A 17,249-nucleotide genomic window follows, 5' to 3' on the forward strand; every position below is an offset into this window, starting at 1 on the left:
CGATTTAGTTTGGCAGGTATGTCTGCCAGTCTAGGAAACTTGGATGAGCTACTGGAGGAATTGCAGAGCAAAAGACCTAACCTAAATCACTAATAACCAAACATAAGGAAATGTTTTTTGTTGTAATTTTGTATAATCAACTTACCACAAAAACCTATGAAAAGAAGAACCTTTATCAACTCCTTAGGTATTGGCTTTGCCTCTTCCCTACTCTTAAATTCCAATGGATATGGTAGTCCTTTGGCGGATCTATTCGAATTGGCAGCAGACGAAAGGGAACTTGCCGAACATAAAATAGATAGTATAGTATTTTCAAAAGTAAAACTAAACTATCCTAGACTGGTTGGAAAAAATGCCAGGCTAGACCTTCATGGCCATGGACCTGAGCTGGACATCTGTTGTTTAAGAACGGATCAAGGTGCAATGGGTTGGGCGTCCCTCCGAGGATCAAAAAAAGATGCCGAACAGTTGATCCCTGAGTTAGTTGGTAAAAAAATATCGGATCTCTTTACCCCAAAAGCTGGGACACTTTCTGAAAAACATATCGTTTTTGACATGGCCTTACATGATTTGGCAGGTGTCATCCTTCAAAAGCCAGTATATGCTCTATTAGGCAAAAAGGACCCCTTTATTACCAAGTATTATAGCGGCATGATCTATTTTGACGATCTAGAACCTAAGGATCAGCCCGCCGGAATTGATAAAATTCTGGAGGAGTGCCGATTTGATTACGGAGTGGGTTACAGACAGTTTAAATTAAAAATAGGTCGTGGTCATAAATGGATGCCGAAAGCCGATGGTATGCAAAGGGATATTGAAGTTACAAAGGCCGTTGCTACTGCATTTCCAGATTGTGAGATCTTGGTGGATGGAAACAATGGATTTACAAGTGATGAGTTTATCCAATATTTAAAAGGGATTGCTGGGATTAAGCTTTTCTGGATTGAAGAGCCTTTCCATGAAACAGTAGAAGACTATAAAAAGCTTCGGGAATTTGTCCAACAGGAAAAGTTGGACACTTTGTTGGCCGATGGTGAAGCGGATCCAGACCAAGTGTTCCTCAAGAAACTCTTTGAACAGAAGCTCTTGGACGTGCAATTAACTGATATCGAAGGTCTGGGCTTTACTAATTGGAGAAGGATGATGCCTGAACTGGTCAAGACCGGCACCCTCGCCTCTCCGCATGCTTGGGGCTCATTACTGAAAACGAATTATACGGCGCATTTGGCTGGTGGCCTGGGAAATACCGTCACTATTGAAGGAGTAACAAGCAGTTCAGACGATATGGACCTCACAGCCTACGCGGTAAAAGATGGAAAATTAATTCCGCCTGACCTACCGGGTTTTGGAATGCAGTTATTGAAGACCATATAGCATTTAGAAAGTGTTAGGTGTTCGGAAATTCTAAGATCTTTGGAGTAGACATCGATATCGATGTCTACATATGTTACTTAAGGCTAGAGTACTTGAATTTGTTTCTCCCATAGGTTACATTACGGTTTAGATTAAAAATAGTATTTAATATCATTATACCAAAGCAAGACAGATAAACAATCCTAAATCCGCCTAGTTCAAAATAACGCCTTAAAACACTAAATAAACCACAAGTCATTCATTTAACGCAATAAGAAAATTTAATTTATCCTAACAGGCTTAATTTAAATGTTTTCATTACGTTTTTTACTTTGTTGATATATTTAGCGGTAAAAATTACTATTAATTAAAAAATAAATTTGCAAGAATAAAATAGTGCTTCTATATTTGAATGTAACCAATGCAGAGCTGACCCATAATATTAGGAAACATTCATAATAATAAAGGCAAAGAAATAGGTTATAAAGGAGATAATCATCAGACCCGGTTAATTAAAGAATCAACCCAAATCTCCTACCGAATAAAAAAGAATCAAGTGAACAGAGTCCTAACAATTATTATTAACCATTTTCTCGTTGCTGATTTCCATTAACGATTTGCAAGGACAAAAAAACAAAAATAAGGGAGGCCATCCTACATACTGTTACCCAAGGGCCCATTGGTTCCGTAAAGGTGCAGGTGGTTGGAACAAACAATAAGACCAGTCGCTCAATCAATATCCCTTTATTATTGTAAGTTCTGTTCCCAATAATAGCATCGATGATGTAAATCCAAACGATGCAGAAAGTATAAGCGTATTAAGAGATGCAGCCTCTGCGGCCAAATATGGGTCAAGAGCAGCCGCAGGGGTCATCTCACTCAACAAAATAATAAAAAAACAGAATCTATTTGGCCTTAAAGTGTTCGCATTTTCCCTGTTTTTAATCGCACTATTGCTCTTTGCCTTAGTCTTTATCTCCAGTAAAGCTGACTTATGGTAGCTGCCATTGCAACCGTAGTATTATGCCTCGTGGGCATTCCGCTCTATGCTATTAAAAGGGCTTCGAAAGATCTTTGATATAAATATTCCTGAAATCTACCGGCTGTCCTTCACTCTGCAAAGCAATAAAACCACTGCTCAATAGTTTGCCGTCAATCTTAATTTTCGGATCATAACCATTTGCAGTACCACCCCCGATCTGCGGTTTAGAATATTGCAGCACAGTATCGCCTTCAATAATATGCTGGATCAGTGAGTCTCCATAAACGATCAATTCTCCTTTGACCCACTGGTGTTTATCATAGGTCTTAGACGTCGAATTCAAACAGTGTGATTCGGCAATCTTACCTTGGTAAACCACATTGGTCCCTGGAGAACACATATTACCCGTCGGTCTAGGTTTGCCGTCACCAAGTCCGGCAAGTAATTGCATTTCGACGGAAATAGGCCAATCCTGTTCTTTTAGCATCCCACGAGGATCTTGAGAATGGAACATTATGCCAGAGTTTAATAAGGTATATTCCGGTGCCCCACGTTGAAGTTCACCAGCAAACTTATATTCAAATTTCAGGTGATAATAGGAAAACGGGGTCTTATAATACAGGTGGCCAAACTGATCGTTGAAATCGCCGTATTGATCATACCTGATCTTGATGATACCATCTTCCACACGAAAGGTATTTCCAAAATTCTCACCTACCTCATGATGATGGATCTTGACAAACCAATCATCGATATCCTTCCCATTAAACAAGGGTTTCCAATCAGCATTTCCCTTTTGGGATAAATTGCTCTTACAGCCAGAAAACAATAAACATGCAAACAGAATAGGAATAACAACTTTTTTCATTTTGGTTTTAGGAATGATTTGCCTGCAATATACAGGATAATCCCTTGTGGATATAATAATTTAATAAACTTTCCCAGTCCTATATTTTCATGCAAAGTATTAGAATCGCCATGTTCGACATATAAACAAAAGATTAGATATCCATTTACAAATACAATAGTTTGGGCGTACTTATCCCTAATCCTGAATGTTTTATAGTACATTTACAGCATCACAGTAACCAAACTAATTATTAAATGAACATCCTTCATAAGCTATTGAACAAGATAGATTGGAAACTCAATGTTTCCAGGTCCAGCAAAGAACTTCAGAACAACAAACTGCAGGTACTGACCTTTGATGAAAGCCTTGACTATTTGATTGATTCCAAATGTTCATTATCCAGATTTGGGGATGGAGAATTTACCTTGATGCTGAATGGAGAGTTCCTGTGTCCAAGGAACGTCTCATTAAAACATCAGGAAGCAGACCCTAATCTCAAAAAGAGGTTGCTGGAAATTCTGAAGGATAGAAGGACCGATCAATACAATTTAAAAATTGCAGTTCCTCGAACCTTAGTAGACCTAGATAACAACAAGTTGACAGATTCTTCAATAGGGTTTTGGCAACATTATTTACACGAGTTATTCTACAAAATATCATCGTTTCTGAGGAAGGATTACACTTACCTCAATGCGCAGATCAGTAGGTTCTATCTTGATGACAGAAACAAGGATCAAGAGGACATTGAAAAAAGGATAACGCATTGGAAAAGACTTTGGGAAGATCAGGATTTATTAATAATCGAGGGCAAAGGCAGCAATCTAGGCAAGGGACAAGGCTTTTATGACAATGCTAAAAGCATAGAAAGGATTGAATGCCCGAATAGCAACAGCTTTAAGCATTATAATGAAATCTTATCGGCAGCAAAAAAATACGGATCCAATAAATTAATCATTCTCGCCCTAGGACCAACCTCGGCGGTATTAGGATACGACCTGGCAAAGGAAGGGTTCAGAGCACTTGACTTGGGCTATCTAGAACTGGAATACCACTTCTTTCTAACGAAGGCTACAGAAGATAGCTCAATAGCAGGCATTAAAATCGGGACTGTAGAGAGTATCCAAAACGATCCTTTCCCGGCTACTCAAGAGGATTACGAGGAAAGCGCTGTTGTTTTTAGGATCTAAAAAAGATCCCTATTCCTTATACAACAAGTACTTTTTGCGCATCTTCTTATATTTCTCAATACCGGGCTCCCAAGTTTTACGGATCTGGTCTTCCGTCATACCGGCACGGATCTGATCCTTAAAAACTGACACCCCAACGAGATAGTCGATATTACCGATCTGTGGATGAAACCTTTCAAAAAAGGCAGGTTTATCTGGGCTTTTAGCATAAAGCTCAATCATCCATTTCAGATTAATCTTCTTGGATTTGACCAACTCCTCGAAATCTGTCCCACGCAAGTCCAGACCATAGCAAACCTGGTCCTGATACAATGGATTTTCTGCACGTCCAGGCATAGAAACCGGCGTATAACTGAATTCATAGATTCCCTTGAACATTGGCGCACCTACAACGGTGAATGGAAAATCAGTACCACGTCCATGGTTTAGTGAAACCCCTTCAAAAAGGCAGGTTGTCGGATATAATAGAATACTCTCAGGAGTGTTGAGGTTCGGTGAAGGATTAACCGGCAACTTATACATTAGGCTGTGATTATAGTTGGCATTTTCAACGACTCTTAACTTACATTTCAGGCCATTACCCAACCAGCCCTCTCCATTTGCCATAAGTGCAAATTCGGCAACCGTAAGTCCATGAACTATGGGAATTGGAAACTGCCCGATTCCAGATTTGTTCTTCATATCCAAAATAGGCCCATCAATGAAGTATGCATTAGGGTTAGGTCGGTCCAGGATAAGCATTTCCTTTCCATTTTCTGCCGCTGCCTGCATCACATCCCGTAAGACATTTATGTTGGTATAGAAGCGGCAGCCCACATCCTGTATATCATAGAGCAGTACATCCACATCAGCAAGGTCCTCCTTTGAAGGCTTCTTCTTTTTCCCATAAAGCGAGATGATCTTGACCCCTGTATTCGGATCTACCTCATCGCCCACAGACGTTCCATTGCTGGCATTCCCCCGGAAGCCATGTTCTGGACCAAAGACCTTGACAATCTCTATCCCAGCATTCACGAGGCTATCCAATAGATGTTTATCCCCTATTATGGAAGTTTGATTGGCAATCAGGGCAACTCTTTTACCCTGTAGCTGTGGCATGTACTTTTCTGTGCGTTCAGCGCCGGTCCGAATGATATCATTGGAATAATGAACCTGCGCAATTAGGCAATTCACGGCTAATAGCAATGTCCATACTAGGAAAACTACCTTTTTCATAGAACTAAATATAGCATTTTATCAAAAGATTAAAGACCAACTAGCTGCAAATTAAAGCCCTAATGCTACTGAAATCTCTTCTTGCTTTTCAGTATATTTACGAAAATGTCGTAACATGATCCGATTCTACCTATTTCTTGCGTCTATTTTCTTTGCCCATCCCCTATTGGCCCAACATAGCATCCAAGGGAAAATCATCAATGCAGATGACCGCAGCCCTATGGCCGGTGCTTCAATCTATATCAATAATTCTTCATTGGGAACCAGCTCGAATAAGGAAGGACTGTTTACCCTCCATTCGCCGAACAGGAATGTTGAACTGGTGGTGAGCAATATGGGCTTTGAAAAAAGGGTCTTGGAAATACAGCTCCCCCTGCAGCACGAGCTGGTCATCGCGATCAAGGAAAAGTCCACAGCTATAGAAGAAGTGGTGGTTACCAATTACCTAAAAGATGGCTGGAAGGAATGGGGCGACTTTTTTATTGAGAATTTAATAGGACAAGGAGACTTTGCCGAGGAATGCAAAATCCTTAACCATGAGGTCGTAAAATTCCGATTTGACAAAAAGGCTAATGTCTTGACGGCAATCTGTACCGAGCCCCTTAAGATTCGTAATGATGCCCTGGGTTATGAGCTGACCTACGACCTAGGGGGATTTAGAATGGACTTTGCAAGCAGGATGTTTCTTTTCGAGGGTTATGCTTTTTTTAAGGATATAGGCAAGGGACGGTCTAAATATAAAAAGAACCGAAATGTGTCCTACCTATTGTCCTTGAACAGGTTTGTGCGGAGTACCTATAACAAACAATGGGAACAGGACGGTTATATCGTCAGGAAATTGGTTAAGGAAGACAATGCAGTTCGCCTGGAGGCCAGACAAAAATATAATGCCATATTAGACAGCGTTCAGAAGAAATATCGAGGAAACTGGAACCTATTCTATGTCTCTCAAAAGGACTACACGGAAGACAAGGTAAATACCATACGAAAGCAGATGACTCAACCTGAGAAAATCAGCTATTTGATGGGGATTATGCGTCCCACTGAAATTATCGCAGCAGAGGATAAAGAGAAGGGCCTCATGAAAATTAATTACGCTGATTACCTCTATATCATCTACCCTGCTGATTTTTCAAAATCCAAGAACAAGATCTTACAGAAAGCCGCCAGCGAGGTTTCCGAACTGTCCATCGTCGAGACCGATGGAATCATCATTGAGCCACAAGGCTCCTATTTTCCAACGGCTAACTGGATATTGAGCGGCTATGCCGTTGGCTATTCTAAACTAGCCTATATGTTGCCCTTGGATTATGTACCAAGTGATTAAGCTTAAATTATAGGGCAATTCCGCTTCCACCGATAACCTTTATTTCATCTTCGAATTCTTTCCAAAAACGGATATATCGAAACTGGGCTTCAAAAGGTTCTCCGGAATAACTTCCCATTAACCTCATTCTTAAGGTGATTATGGCAACGTCATCAATGATATTTAGGTTTTCAACATCTGGGCTGAGATCAATGATTTTAAGAACTCCAGAACGATAGGTTTCTAAATCCTTCTCTTTGCCAATAATCTCTCCGCTTGGGATAATAAACAGCAAATCCTTATGCAATAGCTTATCCAACATTTCGAGGTTGGCCGATTTCATGGCATCATAAAGTTGGTTTTCAAGGGTCAGGATATCTTGCTTTTTCATCATGGCATTCGATTTATGATCAGGTTATTTATTCCTATAGTAACGACAATTCAAACGTTTCATTATTCATATTAGCTACAACAAGGAACTATGTCAGCCTAAATCCAAAGACATTAAAAAAGGGGAATAAACCTTGAAGCTTATTCCCCTTTTCTATTATTTCGTCACTTTCATGACCCCGTTCATTATTCGCCAATGCCCTGGGAAAGTACAGGCAAATGGATAATCTCCCGGCTCCGAAGGCACTTTAATGTTCAATTCATAAGAACCTTCCGGATCAATCAAGGAGGTACTGAATAAGACATCAGGTGTATTTGGAATATACTGAAGCTCGGCTGCATTGCTTTGAGTGGCCAACTTATCAGCGGCCTGTCCAACACGGTCCAGACTACCCGGTTTCAGGATCAGTAGATTATGCTGCATATGGTCAGGGTTTTCAAAAATGATCTTCAGATTTGATCCCGCCTTCGCAGAAAAATTAGTGATATCATACTTCATTTCCCCAACGATAGCCTTAATTTTTAAGACCTTATCCGCCTCTACGGTACTGCCTTCAGCCACTACCGTTTTGTTCATAGCCACCAATCGCCCATCCTCTAGGTTTCCATTAAAGTCAAAATCCTTAGCAAAATCTCCTGGGCTATCATTTGGCCCTTGTTCAGCATCCTTGGATGCACTGGCTTTCCCAACCAATAGGAAACCATCTTGTTTTTCAGGGAATAGACCTAATGTCTTGCCTTCTGCTACCTTCGCATCATCAATGAACACTAGCATCTTGCCATCAGACAATAAGGAAGTCCTCAGCTTAAATGTAGGTTTTGTTAGTACCTCAGATTGAATGACAGCTTTATTTCCTTTTTGGTTGACCCTAAATTCCAGTCTACCATCTTTGAAAGAAACTGCAAATCCATCCTTCTTGTTGCCATAGGAAAGCAAGGCTCCATTTAGGGGCTTCTTATCTTTCTGACTTACTGTACCCACAAAATGGATCTCCCTATTCATCAGATCAGGAATTTGCCTTGGCCCAATCACTCCGTTCCTTGCCGTATTCAGCGCAAGGACGTTCATGTTATTTCCGGCAATGATCCTTTCTGCTAAGGAACCATTGGCGTTTGAAAAGTCAGGGTGTCCAAACTTCGTATGATATTCATGCATAAAATCTTTCTGGTGAATACCACCGGCAATCATCAAGGCATGGAATAACCATTTGTCTTTTTCATTTTCAGGGTTCTGTACCGCATCAAAGATCACCTTAGCAACTTTTGGACTTGGCGGCGCTTCAGATAAAGCCAATATGGCCGCTAAGCGAACTCTCAAGTCCTTATCCTGCACGACACCTGCGGAAATCAACTCATCGATCACCTTCGCGTTTTTAGGCAAGGTCTGAATAGCTGCCCTTCTCACCCCTGCGGCTGGGTGCTTAAGAGCCTTAAGAACCGCATCAAAGCTGGCGTTCTCCCCATCAGACAGTAAACCCAAACCATGCAAAGTCCAGATTGCGTGAATGGCACCCCCATTGATGTTGACCTCATCCACCGACTTATCACTGATCAGTTTGTTAAGGTCATTGGCAACAGACTTATCCGCGCCTTCGACCAATAGACGTTGAGCGGTCGTACGCCAGAACATATTATCGCTCGTCAATGCGTCGACTAATTCACGTCCTTTCTTGCCATCCAATTTAAACTTCCTTTGCTTGGCCGCATCTTCATGCACCAACCGGTAAATACGACCTTTAGAACTATCCCTCAATGGGTCTATATAGGCATTTCCAGGTCCGTTGTCAAAGCCTTGAGGAGTTGGATTATGTTGGATGATAAAGTTATACCAGTCCAAGAACCACAACGCACCATCAGGACCTACTTTGGCCTCCACAGGTCCAAACCAGTTATCAGAACTAGCGACCATGTTCCAGCCATCGTCCTTTTCCTTGAATCCAGATCCCGAAGGTTCCAAGATATGTTTATGGATCAGGCGTCCGGTCGGTTCAGCAATAAAAGCTACCCTATTCCAATATTCTTGAGGAAAGGCACGTGCCGTATAGAGATTATGGCCAGCTGCAGCGGTAAATCCGCCAAATACATCCACCTGGCGCAGTTCTTTAGTTAATTCATGTATTTTGTAGTGAGCATCAATCTTCTCGATCCCCCGCTCATTCAGGTTAGCTTTTTCATAGTAGCGAGCAGGAATAGCCATAAAGTTACTGTGCTCGTTATTGGCCGTGGACAGGAATACATCAAAATCCTCCGAGAATCCCAATCCCCAAGTGTTATTGGTCGTGGTCCCAAGGAATTCAAAATCTTGAGCTTTTGGATTAAAACGATATGCTCCCGAGCCAAATTTATAAGGTTTGCCCGCAATATTACCTTCAAATCCAGAATAACCAACGGTTCCCCAGATTTTGTTATCCATTCCATATTTCAGGTTAGATGGACCAGCATGCGTATCAAAGGTTCCCCAACCATCAATCAATACCTTGCGAACATCTGCTTTGCCATCACCATCGGTATCTTTTAAGAACAGAAAGTGAGGGGCCTGAGCGACGATAATCCCGCCATCAGAAAACACAAAAGAAGTCGGGATATTAAGGCCTTCAGCAAATACAGTGAACTTATCCGCCTTGCCATCATTATCCGTATCCTCACAGATGGTGATTCGATCATCACCTTCCCCTTTGTCATTTCTTACGGTATTCGGATAGTCGACCGTCTCTATCACCCATAGCCTTCCCTGTTCATCCCAGTCCATTGCAATCGGCTTTTTAATGTCCGGTTCACTGGCAAACAGCTCCAGGCGAAACCCTACAGGCACCTGTATCAGGGTCTGCGATTGTTCCGGCGTTAATGGGTGCTGATAGCGCGGTGCCGGATCTTTGCGTTCATAATTAGGCATGCGCGCTTCCTCATATTGAGGCTTCGCAATCTCATACTTCTTCATGCGCTCCACAGCCTTATCACCGACAGCCCAAAGGATACCGTTCTTTATCAATTGTAAAAATCCAGGGTTACGGAAAGTTCGCTCATCATGGCCAAATGCCGTATAGAACACCCGGCCCTTACCATGCTCTTTTACCCAGGTATAAGGCTCTCTATGCGTGCTATCCACACGTTCCATCAACACTTCGATATCTTTAGCCAATAGATGATGCACATAGGTTTCATCCCATTCGGTGACAAATGGCGAAAGACCTTTCATCACCGGATGGTCAGGCTTGATGATCTCAGCACCAAAAGAACCACCTCCATGGCTCTTGAATTGGCCACCGATCAAGGCAACGACATCATCCGAGTTCCTAAAGCAGTAGGATGCAGAGTGGATATTAATATAGCCTTTACCGGAGGCTACATAATCCAACAAGGCCTTCTCCTGCGCCGGACTGATCGTATCATGGTTCGCATATAAGATCAAACCATCGTATTTCTTGAGATCTGGACGCGTCAAATCGTCGGGATCGATGGAATAGGTAATATTTATTCCATCAGCGAAATACTCTTTTGACAAGATGTCGGCCAATAGTTCCGAGTCATGGTGTTTACTATCATGCCCCAGAAAAAACAGTTCCAGTCTTCTAGGTTTGTTATCATCGGCACATCCCAGTACCGACAGAACAACACAGAACAGAACGCAAAATTTTAAAATCTTATTCATCTTAATATTATTGAGATAAAGGTTCCTCAGGAAGCAAAACCATTAATTGGTTTCCCAAGTAAAATCAGGTAAAGGAATGATCTCTCCACCTTTCAGGGCAGACTCATGCGCCAAAATACCCACACAGGTTATATTTGCAGATTGCCTAGCATTCGGAAATGGCTGTCTGCCCTCTACCAATGCACTGATAAATTCATGTACTAAATGCGGATGCGAACCCCCATGCCCACTTCCTTGCAGGAAAGAAAGGTGTTGGTTTTCGCCTTCATCATAAACTCCGGCCCTTGTAAAATGCTGAATCGGTTCCGGTAGCAAATGAGCATAATCTGGACAGTCCACTTCTTCAGGAATTTCAGGCTCCGGACGTTTGGCCACATGCAAGACCAATGGCTTGCCTTCAATCAATGGCCATTCCACGGACTGCTTGGATCCATATACCTCAAAGCTCTCGCGGTATTGCCTAGCCGTATCAAATAGCGACCGGTACACTTGAGCACTTAGGTCAGAGTTCCTGAATTTTATATGTGCAGATTCAATGGCAAATGGAGAATTGTAATGCCCAACCAGATCCTCGCGGATGGTACCAGAGCCAAAGCAGGACACATACTCCGCTTCATTACGCGTTAAGCCTAAAACCGGCCCTACACAGTGCGTAGCATAATGCATCGGCGGCAGACCCGGCCAATAGTTCGGCCAACCATCCATATCCTGCTGATGGCTCGCTTTAAGGAATTGGATCTTGCCCAGCTCACCCTTCTCGTATAGTTCCTTCATAAATAGGAATTCACGCGCATACAGCACGGTTTCCATCATCATATAGGTTAGACCAGTTTCCTCCACCGCTTCCACGATCTGTCTACATTCATCAACTGTAGTAGCCATCGGAACTGTACAGGCCACGTGCTTGCCGGCACGCAATGCCTTGATCGATTGCTCCGCATGGTTTGGAATAGGTGTGTTGATATGTACGGCATCAATATTTTCATCTTTCAGCAGCTCATCATAATCGGTATAGCGCTTTTCTATCGAAAAGGCATCTCCAATTTCGTTCAGGCTCGCTTCATTACGTTGACAGATAGCATATAGGTTTGCATGAGGGTGCTGTTGGTAAATAGGAATAAACTCCGCTCCAAATCCTAACCCGATAATAGCTACATTAATTTTTTCTTTCTTCATCATTTCGTTCATTGATTATGTTAGTCTAATTTATTGGCCGCCCATTTCTGCAAAAACGCATGCCCATCACGCGCAAATGCATCTTGATCCTCGGCTAGATTGCGCCAAATGCAAACTGCCGCTGCCAACTCTTTATTTTCTGGTGTAAAACTTTCAATCGATACGGCACCCTTATAGCCGATTGCCAAAAGTGCCTCATAGAAGGCGCCCCAACTGGCATTTCCTGTGCCCGGAGTACCACGATAATTCTCCGATACCTGCACATGGATCAACTTATCTCCAGCTTTTCGGATTGCCAATCCTGGATCCGGTTCCTCGATGTTCATATGGAACATATCCAGACAGATCTTGGCCGCAGGGTGATTGAGGTCATGGATCAATCGCAAAACATCATCTACATTATTGATCAGATCCGACTCAAAGCGATTTAAAGGTTCCAATCCTAATTCCAAACCTCTGGAAGCCGCCATCTCACAGACCTTCCCTAAATTATCAACCGCCCTGTTCCATTCAATTTGGCGCTGTGCATCCGGAACCATCCGAGCTTTGCCCACTGCAGAATACATAGGACCAGCGAAAAAACTGGCTCCCAATTCATTGGAAATATTTAGGCAATCCTCGATATACTGAAGACCGGTCTTTTGCAAGGACTCATCATCACTGGTCAAATCCCTAGTCGGTCCAAACGCACCGCATACCAGTGCTTGCAAACCATTCCTTTCAAGCTCCTTAGCAATCTTTTGGGTATCGATCAACAAAGGGTCTTCCACCGCTATCTCCACAACTTCGTATCCCAAGCTTGCTATTTTCTCAAACAGGCCAGCAGCATCCTCCGTACGGAAAGGAGAAGTCCATAGCCAGGTGCTAATGCCTAATTTTACAGGTAATTGCATATAATTATTTTAATAAATTGATGATTCTTAAAGGTTTATAGGCCATACACTTTAGCATTGTCCCTGATCAAATGAAATAGAGCTTGCCCATAACATTATTCAAGGTTGGTTTAAAATGGTTAATCCTAGAACCCTAAATTAAGATTCATGAAGAATTTTACATACCTATTAAATACCCAATGATGACTGTATTTTACCACAGTTTACAGACAAACAGCAGAACATTGGACAACAATCAGACATTTACCCGCTGCAAACCTTGCGAATTGCCCCTTAAACCCTTACTTTTGATATGAGCCCCATCAGACCTGGGGACGACCATTTATATTCCATCCATGGATATCAACTTCAAAAAAACCGCCGTCCAGAAAACAAGGATACCTTCCTCGCGCATATTCTTTGTGCGAAAGCTTTCCGACAAACATTTTGATACCACTTGGCATGCCCATTCCGAGTATCAACTTTTCCTTGTCGTAGAGGGTTCCGGAACCAGGTTTATCGGCAATACCATGAAATCCTTTGTAAAAGGGGACCTTTCTTTTATTGGACCCAATATCCCCCACCTATGGCGAAGTGATGATATTTACTTTGATCCCCAATCCAAAAAAAGCAGCGAAGGCTTGGTCATTTATATCAATGGTTCAGAATTAGAGAAATTCACTGAAAAAGAGGAGTTTAATCAATTAAAGGTCCTGTTGGAAAAAGTGAGACATGGCATGGAGATTCAGGGTGCCACTGCCATGGAAATCATCGCATTGATGCATGAACTCCTCAACCTGCATGGCATGGAAAGCATCATTCATCTTTTCAAGATCTTGAATGTACTGGCTAAGGGGAAGGATTATGCGCTTTTGCACTATGATGAATTCCAGTATCAGTCCAAAGATGTGGAAACAAACCGCATCAATATCGTCTATAATTATGCCCTGAACCATTTCAGGAATAAAATAACCTTGGAAGAAGTAGCCGCTCTGCTCAATATGAAACCCACTTCCTTTTGCCGTTATTTTACAGCCAAGACTTCCAAGACCTTTTCCTATTTTATCACCGAGCTGCGCATTAAGCATGCCTGCAAGCTCCTATCCGTTGCCGAATCCAAGAGCGTTGCCCAGATATGCTATGATTCAGGATTTAATACCCTGTCCAATTTCAATAAACAATTCAAGACTTTTATCGGAATGACCCCCATGGAGTATAGATTGAAGTTTATGATGCTTTAAAATACCGTTGGTTAATCCTTAGCCATCTCAACTAATTCCCTTACAAAAGGCTTTGCCTGATAGTTTCGGTCAAACAGCAATGGATAGTCTGTCCTTCCTCTCACTGGCCAATTATTTTTCCAGGAATCAGCATCCGTTACCCCCCACAAAGTAACACGGTCAATTTTATCACGATGCTTTAAAAACAGTGCAAAAAAATCCTTATAGCGATTGGCCAATTTACTTTCCACTGCTGCTGACAATCCCTCCGCATAAGGGTTTAGGACTTGATCATATTGGTAATTGGTACTGACTTCCGCCCCTTGTGAAGGACCTGGCATCGGCAACACAGAGATATCAAGCTCCGTAATCATTACTTGTACCCCTAAACTGGAAAACGCCAAGATGCTCGCTTCAAAGTCAGCAAGGGAGGGGTAATCTAGGCTTAAATGCCCTTGCATACCTATTCCATTCATTCGAACCCCATTATCCTTGAGTTTGCGGACCATGCTAACCACAGCTTCCCTTTTCCCTTTTTGGGACATGGAAAAATCATTGTAATACAGTTCTGCATCCGGATCTGCCTCATGTGCAAATTGAAAGGCCAAATTAATAAAATCTTCCCCAATGATCTGATAAAACTTGCTTTGCCGCCAGTCCCCATTATCCAGTATGGCCTCATTGACTACATCCCAGCCCTTTATCCTGCCCTTGTACCTCGATACTACGGTTTGTATATGCTTGCGCATCCGTTCGATCAATATTTCCCTAGAAACCTCTTTGCCATCCTTGCCAATAAAGAACCAATCTGGAGCTTGGGAATGCCAGATCAAGGTGTGCCCAATAAGTTGCATACGGTACTTCTCACCCAGTTCAACAAATCGGTCAGCATCCTTAAAATTAAATTCCCCTTCCTTAGGCTGAAGGTACATCGCCTTCATACAGTTCTCCGCCGTAATGGAATTGAATTGTGCTTTAATCAAGGCAGCAGCCTTTTCATCCCGCTCATAGATCTGCCTCAGGTTTAATGCAGCCCCAATCTCAAACTTCCCAGAAAAAGCCTCCTTTAAGGACAATTCCTTTGGTCCTTTTTGCGCCCATGAATGATTAGCAAGGAAAAGAAGCGTAATGACAAGAAGTAAAACAGACCTAGGCTTGTTCATAGATGGATTCGTATTAGGTGATTTTGTAATGGCTTAGGTTAAATATAGACAATCCATTTGAAACAGGATGACAGGATAATATCCTGACCCATTGAAATTATGTAGCAGCACTCAGATAGGATATATAATAATTCATGCAATGCAACATGGTCATTAGCAGTAAATCTCTATTCCTTAATTGATCAAAGCTTGCAGACGTTTCTATATCATAGTTAAAGTTGAGGGTTAGCCATTTGAAATCTGTACTCGCTACCGATAATTCTTGATCAGACTCGTCTATTAGAATAAACTTACTATTAATAAAACCTTGCAACTTTAACAGATACTGCCTTTCTTGATTATCAAAATAGGTCTTGATCACGATTCCCTTCCAACCCATCTTAAAGTCCAATAAGGTCTGAGATCCATCAATTAATTCAACTTTCGAATCCCAAAAACCTTTTGTGATAAGCTGATAATTCTTGCCATCAGACATAATTAAATCAGCATCAAAGGAATACCATTTCTTGATTAGCAATTCGCCTATTTCTTGGTTTTCAAGAGTCACCTTAAAATTGCGGGAATTTGTAGAGTTTGCCTTGTAGAGTGCCATGGGTGTTGGATGAGTGTTTATAGATTACTATAAACAATTTACAAATTTACCCCAAATTCAAGAAATCTGAATGTTCTTATGTTTTCAGTAATTGATTAAAGGTGCTAATAAGGTAATCAATGATTACTTGGCGTAAATCGTACTGAATAGGGCTACTATGTCTTTAGCAAGCAACATGCGAATTCGAGCTACGTTTATAATCAGAATCGCTATTTTTACAATGGAAAAAACTCCAAGAGGGGTTACAAGAGGACCACATGCGTTTGGTGGTACCTATATTCAAGAAGGAAAGTATTCTTATGCAATTAGGTTATATGACCAAGAGGTCGGACGTTCTAATTGTTAGCCTCTTAGTATTTTTTATTGAATGGACGGGGCAGGAAACGCAGACCCTTCGTGAAGAATCATAAAGTCTAGTACAAATCAGAGGCTTTATTTTAACAGCAAACGTGTTTCTAATTATAAGAGATAGGGCAGAAAAATTTCACCTTTCACATAATAAAAAGTATTGAATATGATTAAAACGTTTCTTTTTGTAATACTGGTAGTGTTCTTTAATTTTTATACAACATTCGGACAGACCAGTGTTATCTCTAAGGTCTCTTCAAAAATCACAGAGAAACAATTGAGAAAAAAAATAATAGAGAAAAAAAATGGCATATCTTTTTATGAGAATATTCGTAACAAGGTTATTGCTAAGGATAGCTTGAATTTTATCGGCTCATGCGATACCATTTTTTTTCTTGAAACATACGCCATAGAAACTGGTATTTCCTACGGTAGGATTTGGAGTAGCAGAAAGGCTATTTCATATGAGTACTTTAAGGATGAGTTAACTTTTAGGGAAATCTCTTTTTTTGATGTTGAGACATTAAAGTTAGTACAAACATGGGATATCAATAGCATACGTAAGTACGAGTCTAAATATTCTACAATGATATCCCCACTTACTATTTACGCATCAAGAGTTATATTGAATAAAGGGAAGATCGGTGTCGAATGTGTAAAATTTGACGAGATTTTTATACGTTAATATTACAATAAACTGAATCGATAAACTATTTGGCCAAATCTTTTACTGGATTGGGCTTTTTTTATTACGCATAAGCTTATCCAGGCTTGCATTGTTGATATTGGAAAGGAAAAGAAAAAGCTGGTTGAAACGCGAGCATGGAAAGCATGAGATCCTTAATTTTAAATTCCTTTTCCTTTCACTTTGGTGCTTACGTTTGCCATAATCATTTCAGCACCAAGCAAACCTTTGTGCCGTATTTGTGACGGTTTTCCGTGAAGT

Annotated in this window: 13 protein-coding genes; 5 read left to right on the top strand and 8 right to left on the bottom strand. The window is 41.4% G+C overall.

The features are described from left to right. Window positions 1-156: 156 nt before the first annotated feature. Window positions 157-1,374 (top strand): enolase C-terminal domain-like protein, encoded by a 1,218-nt coding sequence (locus NMK93_RS18795; protein WP_254526906.1) that lies wholly within the window; start codon window positions 157-159, stop codon window positions 1,372-1,374. Between the two features lie 788 nt (window positions 1,375-2,162). Further along, the gene (locus NMK93_RS18800; RefSeq protein WP_254526937.1) at window positions 2,163-2,354 is read left to right on the top strand and encodes a hypothetical protein; all 192 of its coding nucleotides are present in this window, start codon (window positions 2,163-2,165) and stop codon (window positions 2,352-2,354) included. Window positions 2,355-2,405: 51 nt separating this feature from the next. On the opposite strand, the gene NMK93_RS18805 is transcribed toward NMK93_RS18800, so the two are convergent. Beyond that, complete coding sequence (locus tag NMK93_RS18805; RefSeq protein ID WP_254526905.1) at window positions 2,406-3,203, bottom strand: DUF1080 domain-containing protein; 798 nt, start codon at window positions 3,201-3,203, stop codon at window positions 2,406-2,408. Window positions 3,204-3,439: 236 nt separating this feature from the next. Between NMK93_RS18805 and NMK93_RS18810 the strand changes: the two genes are divergently transcribed. Then, a complete protein-coding gene (locus NMK93_RS18810) occupies window positions 3,440-4,372 on the top strand; it encodes a GT-D fold domain-containing glycosyltransferase (RefSeq protein ID WP_254526904.1) in 933 nt (310 codons plus the stop codon). Window positions 4,373-4,381: 9 nt separating this feature from the next. Here the strand turns inward: NMK93_RS18810 and NMK93_RS18815 are convergent, their stop codons facing one another. After that, complete coding sequence (locus NMK93_RS18815) at window positions 4,382-5,587, bottom strand: exo-beta-N-acetylmuramidase NamZ domain-containing protein (protein WP_254526903.1); 1,206 nt, start codon at window positions 5,585-5,587, stop codon at window positions 4,382-4,384. 115 nt (window positions 5,588-5,702) lie between these two features. On the opposite strand from NMK93_RS18815, the gene NMK93_RS18820 reads away from it, so the two are divergent. Continuing rightward, entirely contained in the window at window positions 5,703-6,914 is a 1,212-nt protein-coding gene (locus tag NMK93_RS18820; protein WP_254526902.1) for a carboxypeptidase-like regulatory domain-containing protein, read from the top strand. A 7-nt stretch (window positions 6,915-6,921) separates the two neighbouring features. Here the strand turns inward: NMK93_RS18820 and NMK93_RS18825 are convergent, their stop codons facing one another. From NMK93_RS18825 to NMK93_RS18840, 4 genes are all read right to left on the bottom strand, one after another. Continuing rightward, entirely contained in the window at window positions 6,922-7,287 is a 366-nt protein-coding gene (locus NMK93_RS18825) for a nuclear transport factor 2 family protein (RefSeq protein WP_254526901.1), read from the bottom strand. 153 nt (window positions 7,288-7,440) lie between these two features. After that, entirely contained in the window at window positions 7,441-10,932 is a 3,492-nt protein-coding gene (locus tag NMK93_RS18830) for a PVC-type heme-binding CxxCH protein (RefSeq protein ID WP_254526900.1), read from the bottom strand. 42 nt (window positions 10,933-10,974) lie between these two features. Beyond that, window positions 10,975-12,111, bottom strand: coding sequence for a Gfo/Idh/MocA family oxidoreductase (locus NMK93_RS18835; RefSeq protein WP_254526899.1), 1,137 nt, complete (start codon window positions 12,109-12,111; stop codon window positions 10,975-10,977). Window positions 12,112-12,128: 17 nt separating this feature from the next. Further along, the gene (locus NMK93_RS18840; protein ID WP_254526898.1) at window positions 12,129-13,001 is read right to left on the bottom strand and encodes a sugar phosphate isomerase/epimerase; all 873 of its coding nucleotides are present in this window, start codon (window positions 12,999-13,001) and stop codon (window positions 12,129-12,131) included. A 335-nt stretch (window positions 13,002-13,336) separates the two neighbouring features. On the opposite strand from NMK93_RS18840, the gene NMK93_RS18845 reads away from it, so the two are divergent. Continuing rightward, window positions 13,337-14,221, top strand: a complete 885-nt coding sequence (locus tag NMK93_RS18845; protein WP_254526897.1) for an AraC family transcriptional regulator — start codon at window positions 13,337-13,339, stop codon at window positions 14,219-14,221. Between the two features lie 11 nt (window positions 14,222-14,232). On the opposite strand, the gene NMK93_RS18850 is transcribed toward NMK93_RS18845, so the two are convergent. Next, the gene (locus tag NMK93_RS18850) at window positions 14,233-15,363 is read right to left on the bottom strand and encodes an endo-1,4-beta-xylanase (RefSeq protein ID WP_254526896.1); all 1,131 of its coding nucleotides are present in this window, start codon (window positions 15,361-15,363) and stop codon (window positions 14,233-14,235) included. A 97-nt stretch (window positions 15,364-15,460) separates the two neighbouring features. Continuing rightward, window positions 15,461-15,955 carry a hypothetical protein gene (locus NMK93_RS18855; RefSeq protein WP_254526895.1) on the bottom strand — a complete coding sequence of 165 codons (495 nt, stop codon included), beginning with the start codon at window positions 15,953-15,955 and terminating at the stop codon, window positions 15,461-15,463. Between the last annotated feature and the right edge of the window lie 1,294 nt (window positions 15,956-17,249).

The organism is Sphingobacterium sp. LZ7M1, assembly GCF_024296865.1.
Taxonomy (GTDB): domain Bacteria; phylum Bacteroidota; class Bacteroidia; order Sphingobacteriales; family Sphingobacteriaceae; genus Sphingobacterium.

Excerpts from the sequence above, each read along its gene's own strand:
- NMK93_RS18795 (WP_254526906.1), top strand. The coding sequence starts at position 157 with ATGAAAAGAAGAACCTTTATCAACTCCTTAGGTATTGGCTTTGCCTCT.
- NMK93_RS18805 (WP_254526905.1), bottom strand. The coding sequence starts at position 3,203 with ATGAAAAAAGTTGTTATTCCTATTCTGTTTGCATGTTTATTGTTTTCT.
- NMK93_RS18810 (WP_254526904.1), top strand. The coding sequence starts at position 3,440 with ATGAACATCCTTCATAAGCTATTGAACAAGATAGATTGGAAACTCAAT.
- NMK93_RS18815 (WP_254526903.1), bottom strand. The coding sequence starts at position 5,587 with ATGAAAAAGGTAGTTTTCCTAGTATGGACATTGCTATTAGCCGTGAAT.
- NMK93_RS18820 (WP_254526902.1), top strand. The coding sequence starts at position 5,703 with ATGATCCGATTCTACCTATTTCTTGCGTCTATTTTCTTTGCCCATCCC.
- NMK93_RS18825 (WP_254526901.1), bottom strand. The coding sequence starts at position 7,287 with ATGATGAAAAAGCAAGATATCCTGACCCTTGAAAACCAACTTTATGAT.
- NMK93_RS18830 (WP_254526900.1), bottom strand. The coding sequence starts at position 10,932 with ATGAATAAGATTTTAAAATTTTGCGTTCTGTTCTGTGTTGTTCTGTCG.
- NMK93_RS18835 (WP_254526899.1), bottom strand. The coding sequence starts at position 12,111 with ATGATGAAGAAAGAAAAAATTAATGTAGCTATTATCGGGTTAGGATTT.
- NMK93_RS18840 (WP_254526898.1), bottom strand. The coding sequence starts at position 13,001 with ATGCAATTACCTGTAAAATTAGGCATTAGCACCTGGCTATGGACTTCT.
- NMK93_RS18845 (WP_254526897.1), top strand. The coding sequence starts at position 13,337 with ATGGATATCAACTTCAAAAAAACCGCCGTCCAGAAAACAAGGATACCT.
- NMK93_RS18850 (WP_254526896.1), bottom strand. The coding sequence starts at position 15,363 with ATGAACAAGCCTAGGTCTGTTTTACTTCTTGTCATTACGCTTCTTTTC.
- NMK93_RS18855 (WP_254526895.1), bottom strand. The coding sequence starts at position 15,955 with ATGGCACTCTACAAGGCAAACTCTACAAATTCCCGCAATTTTAAGGTG.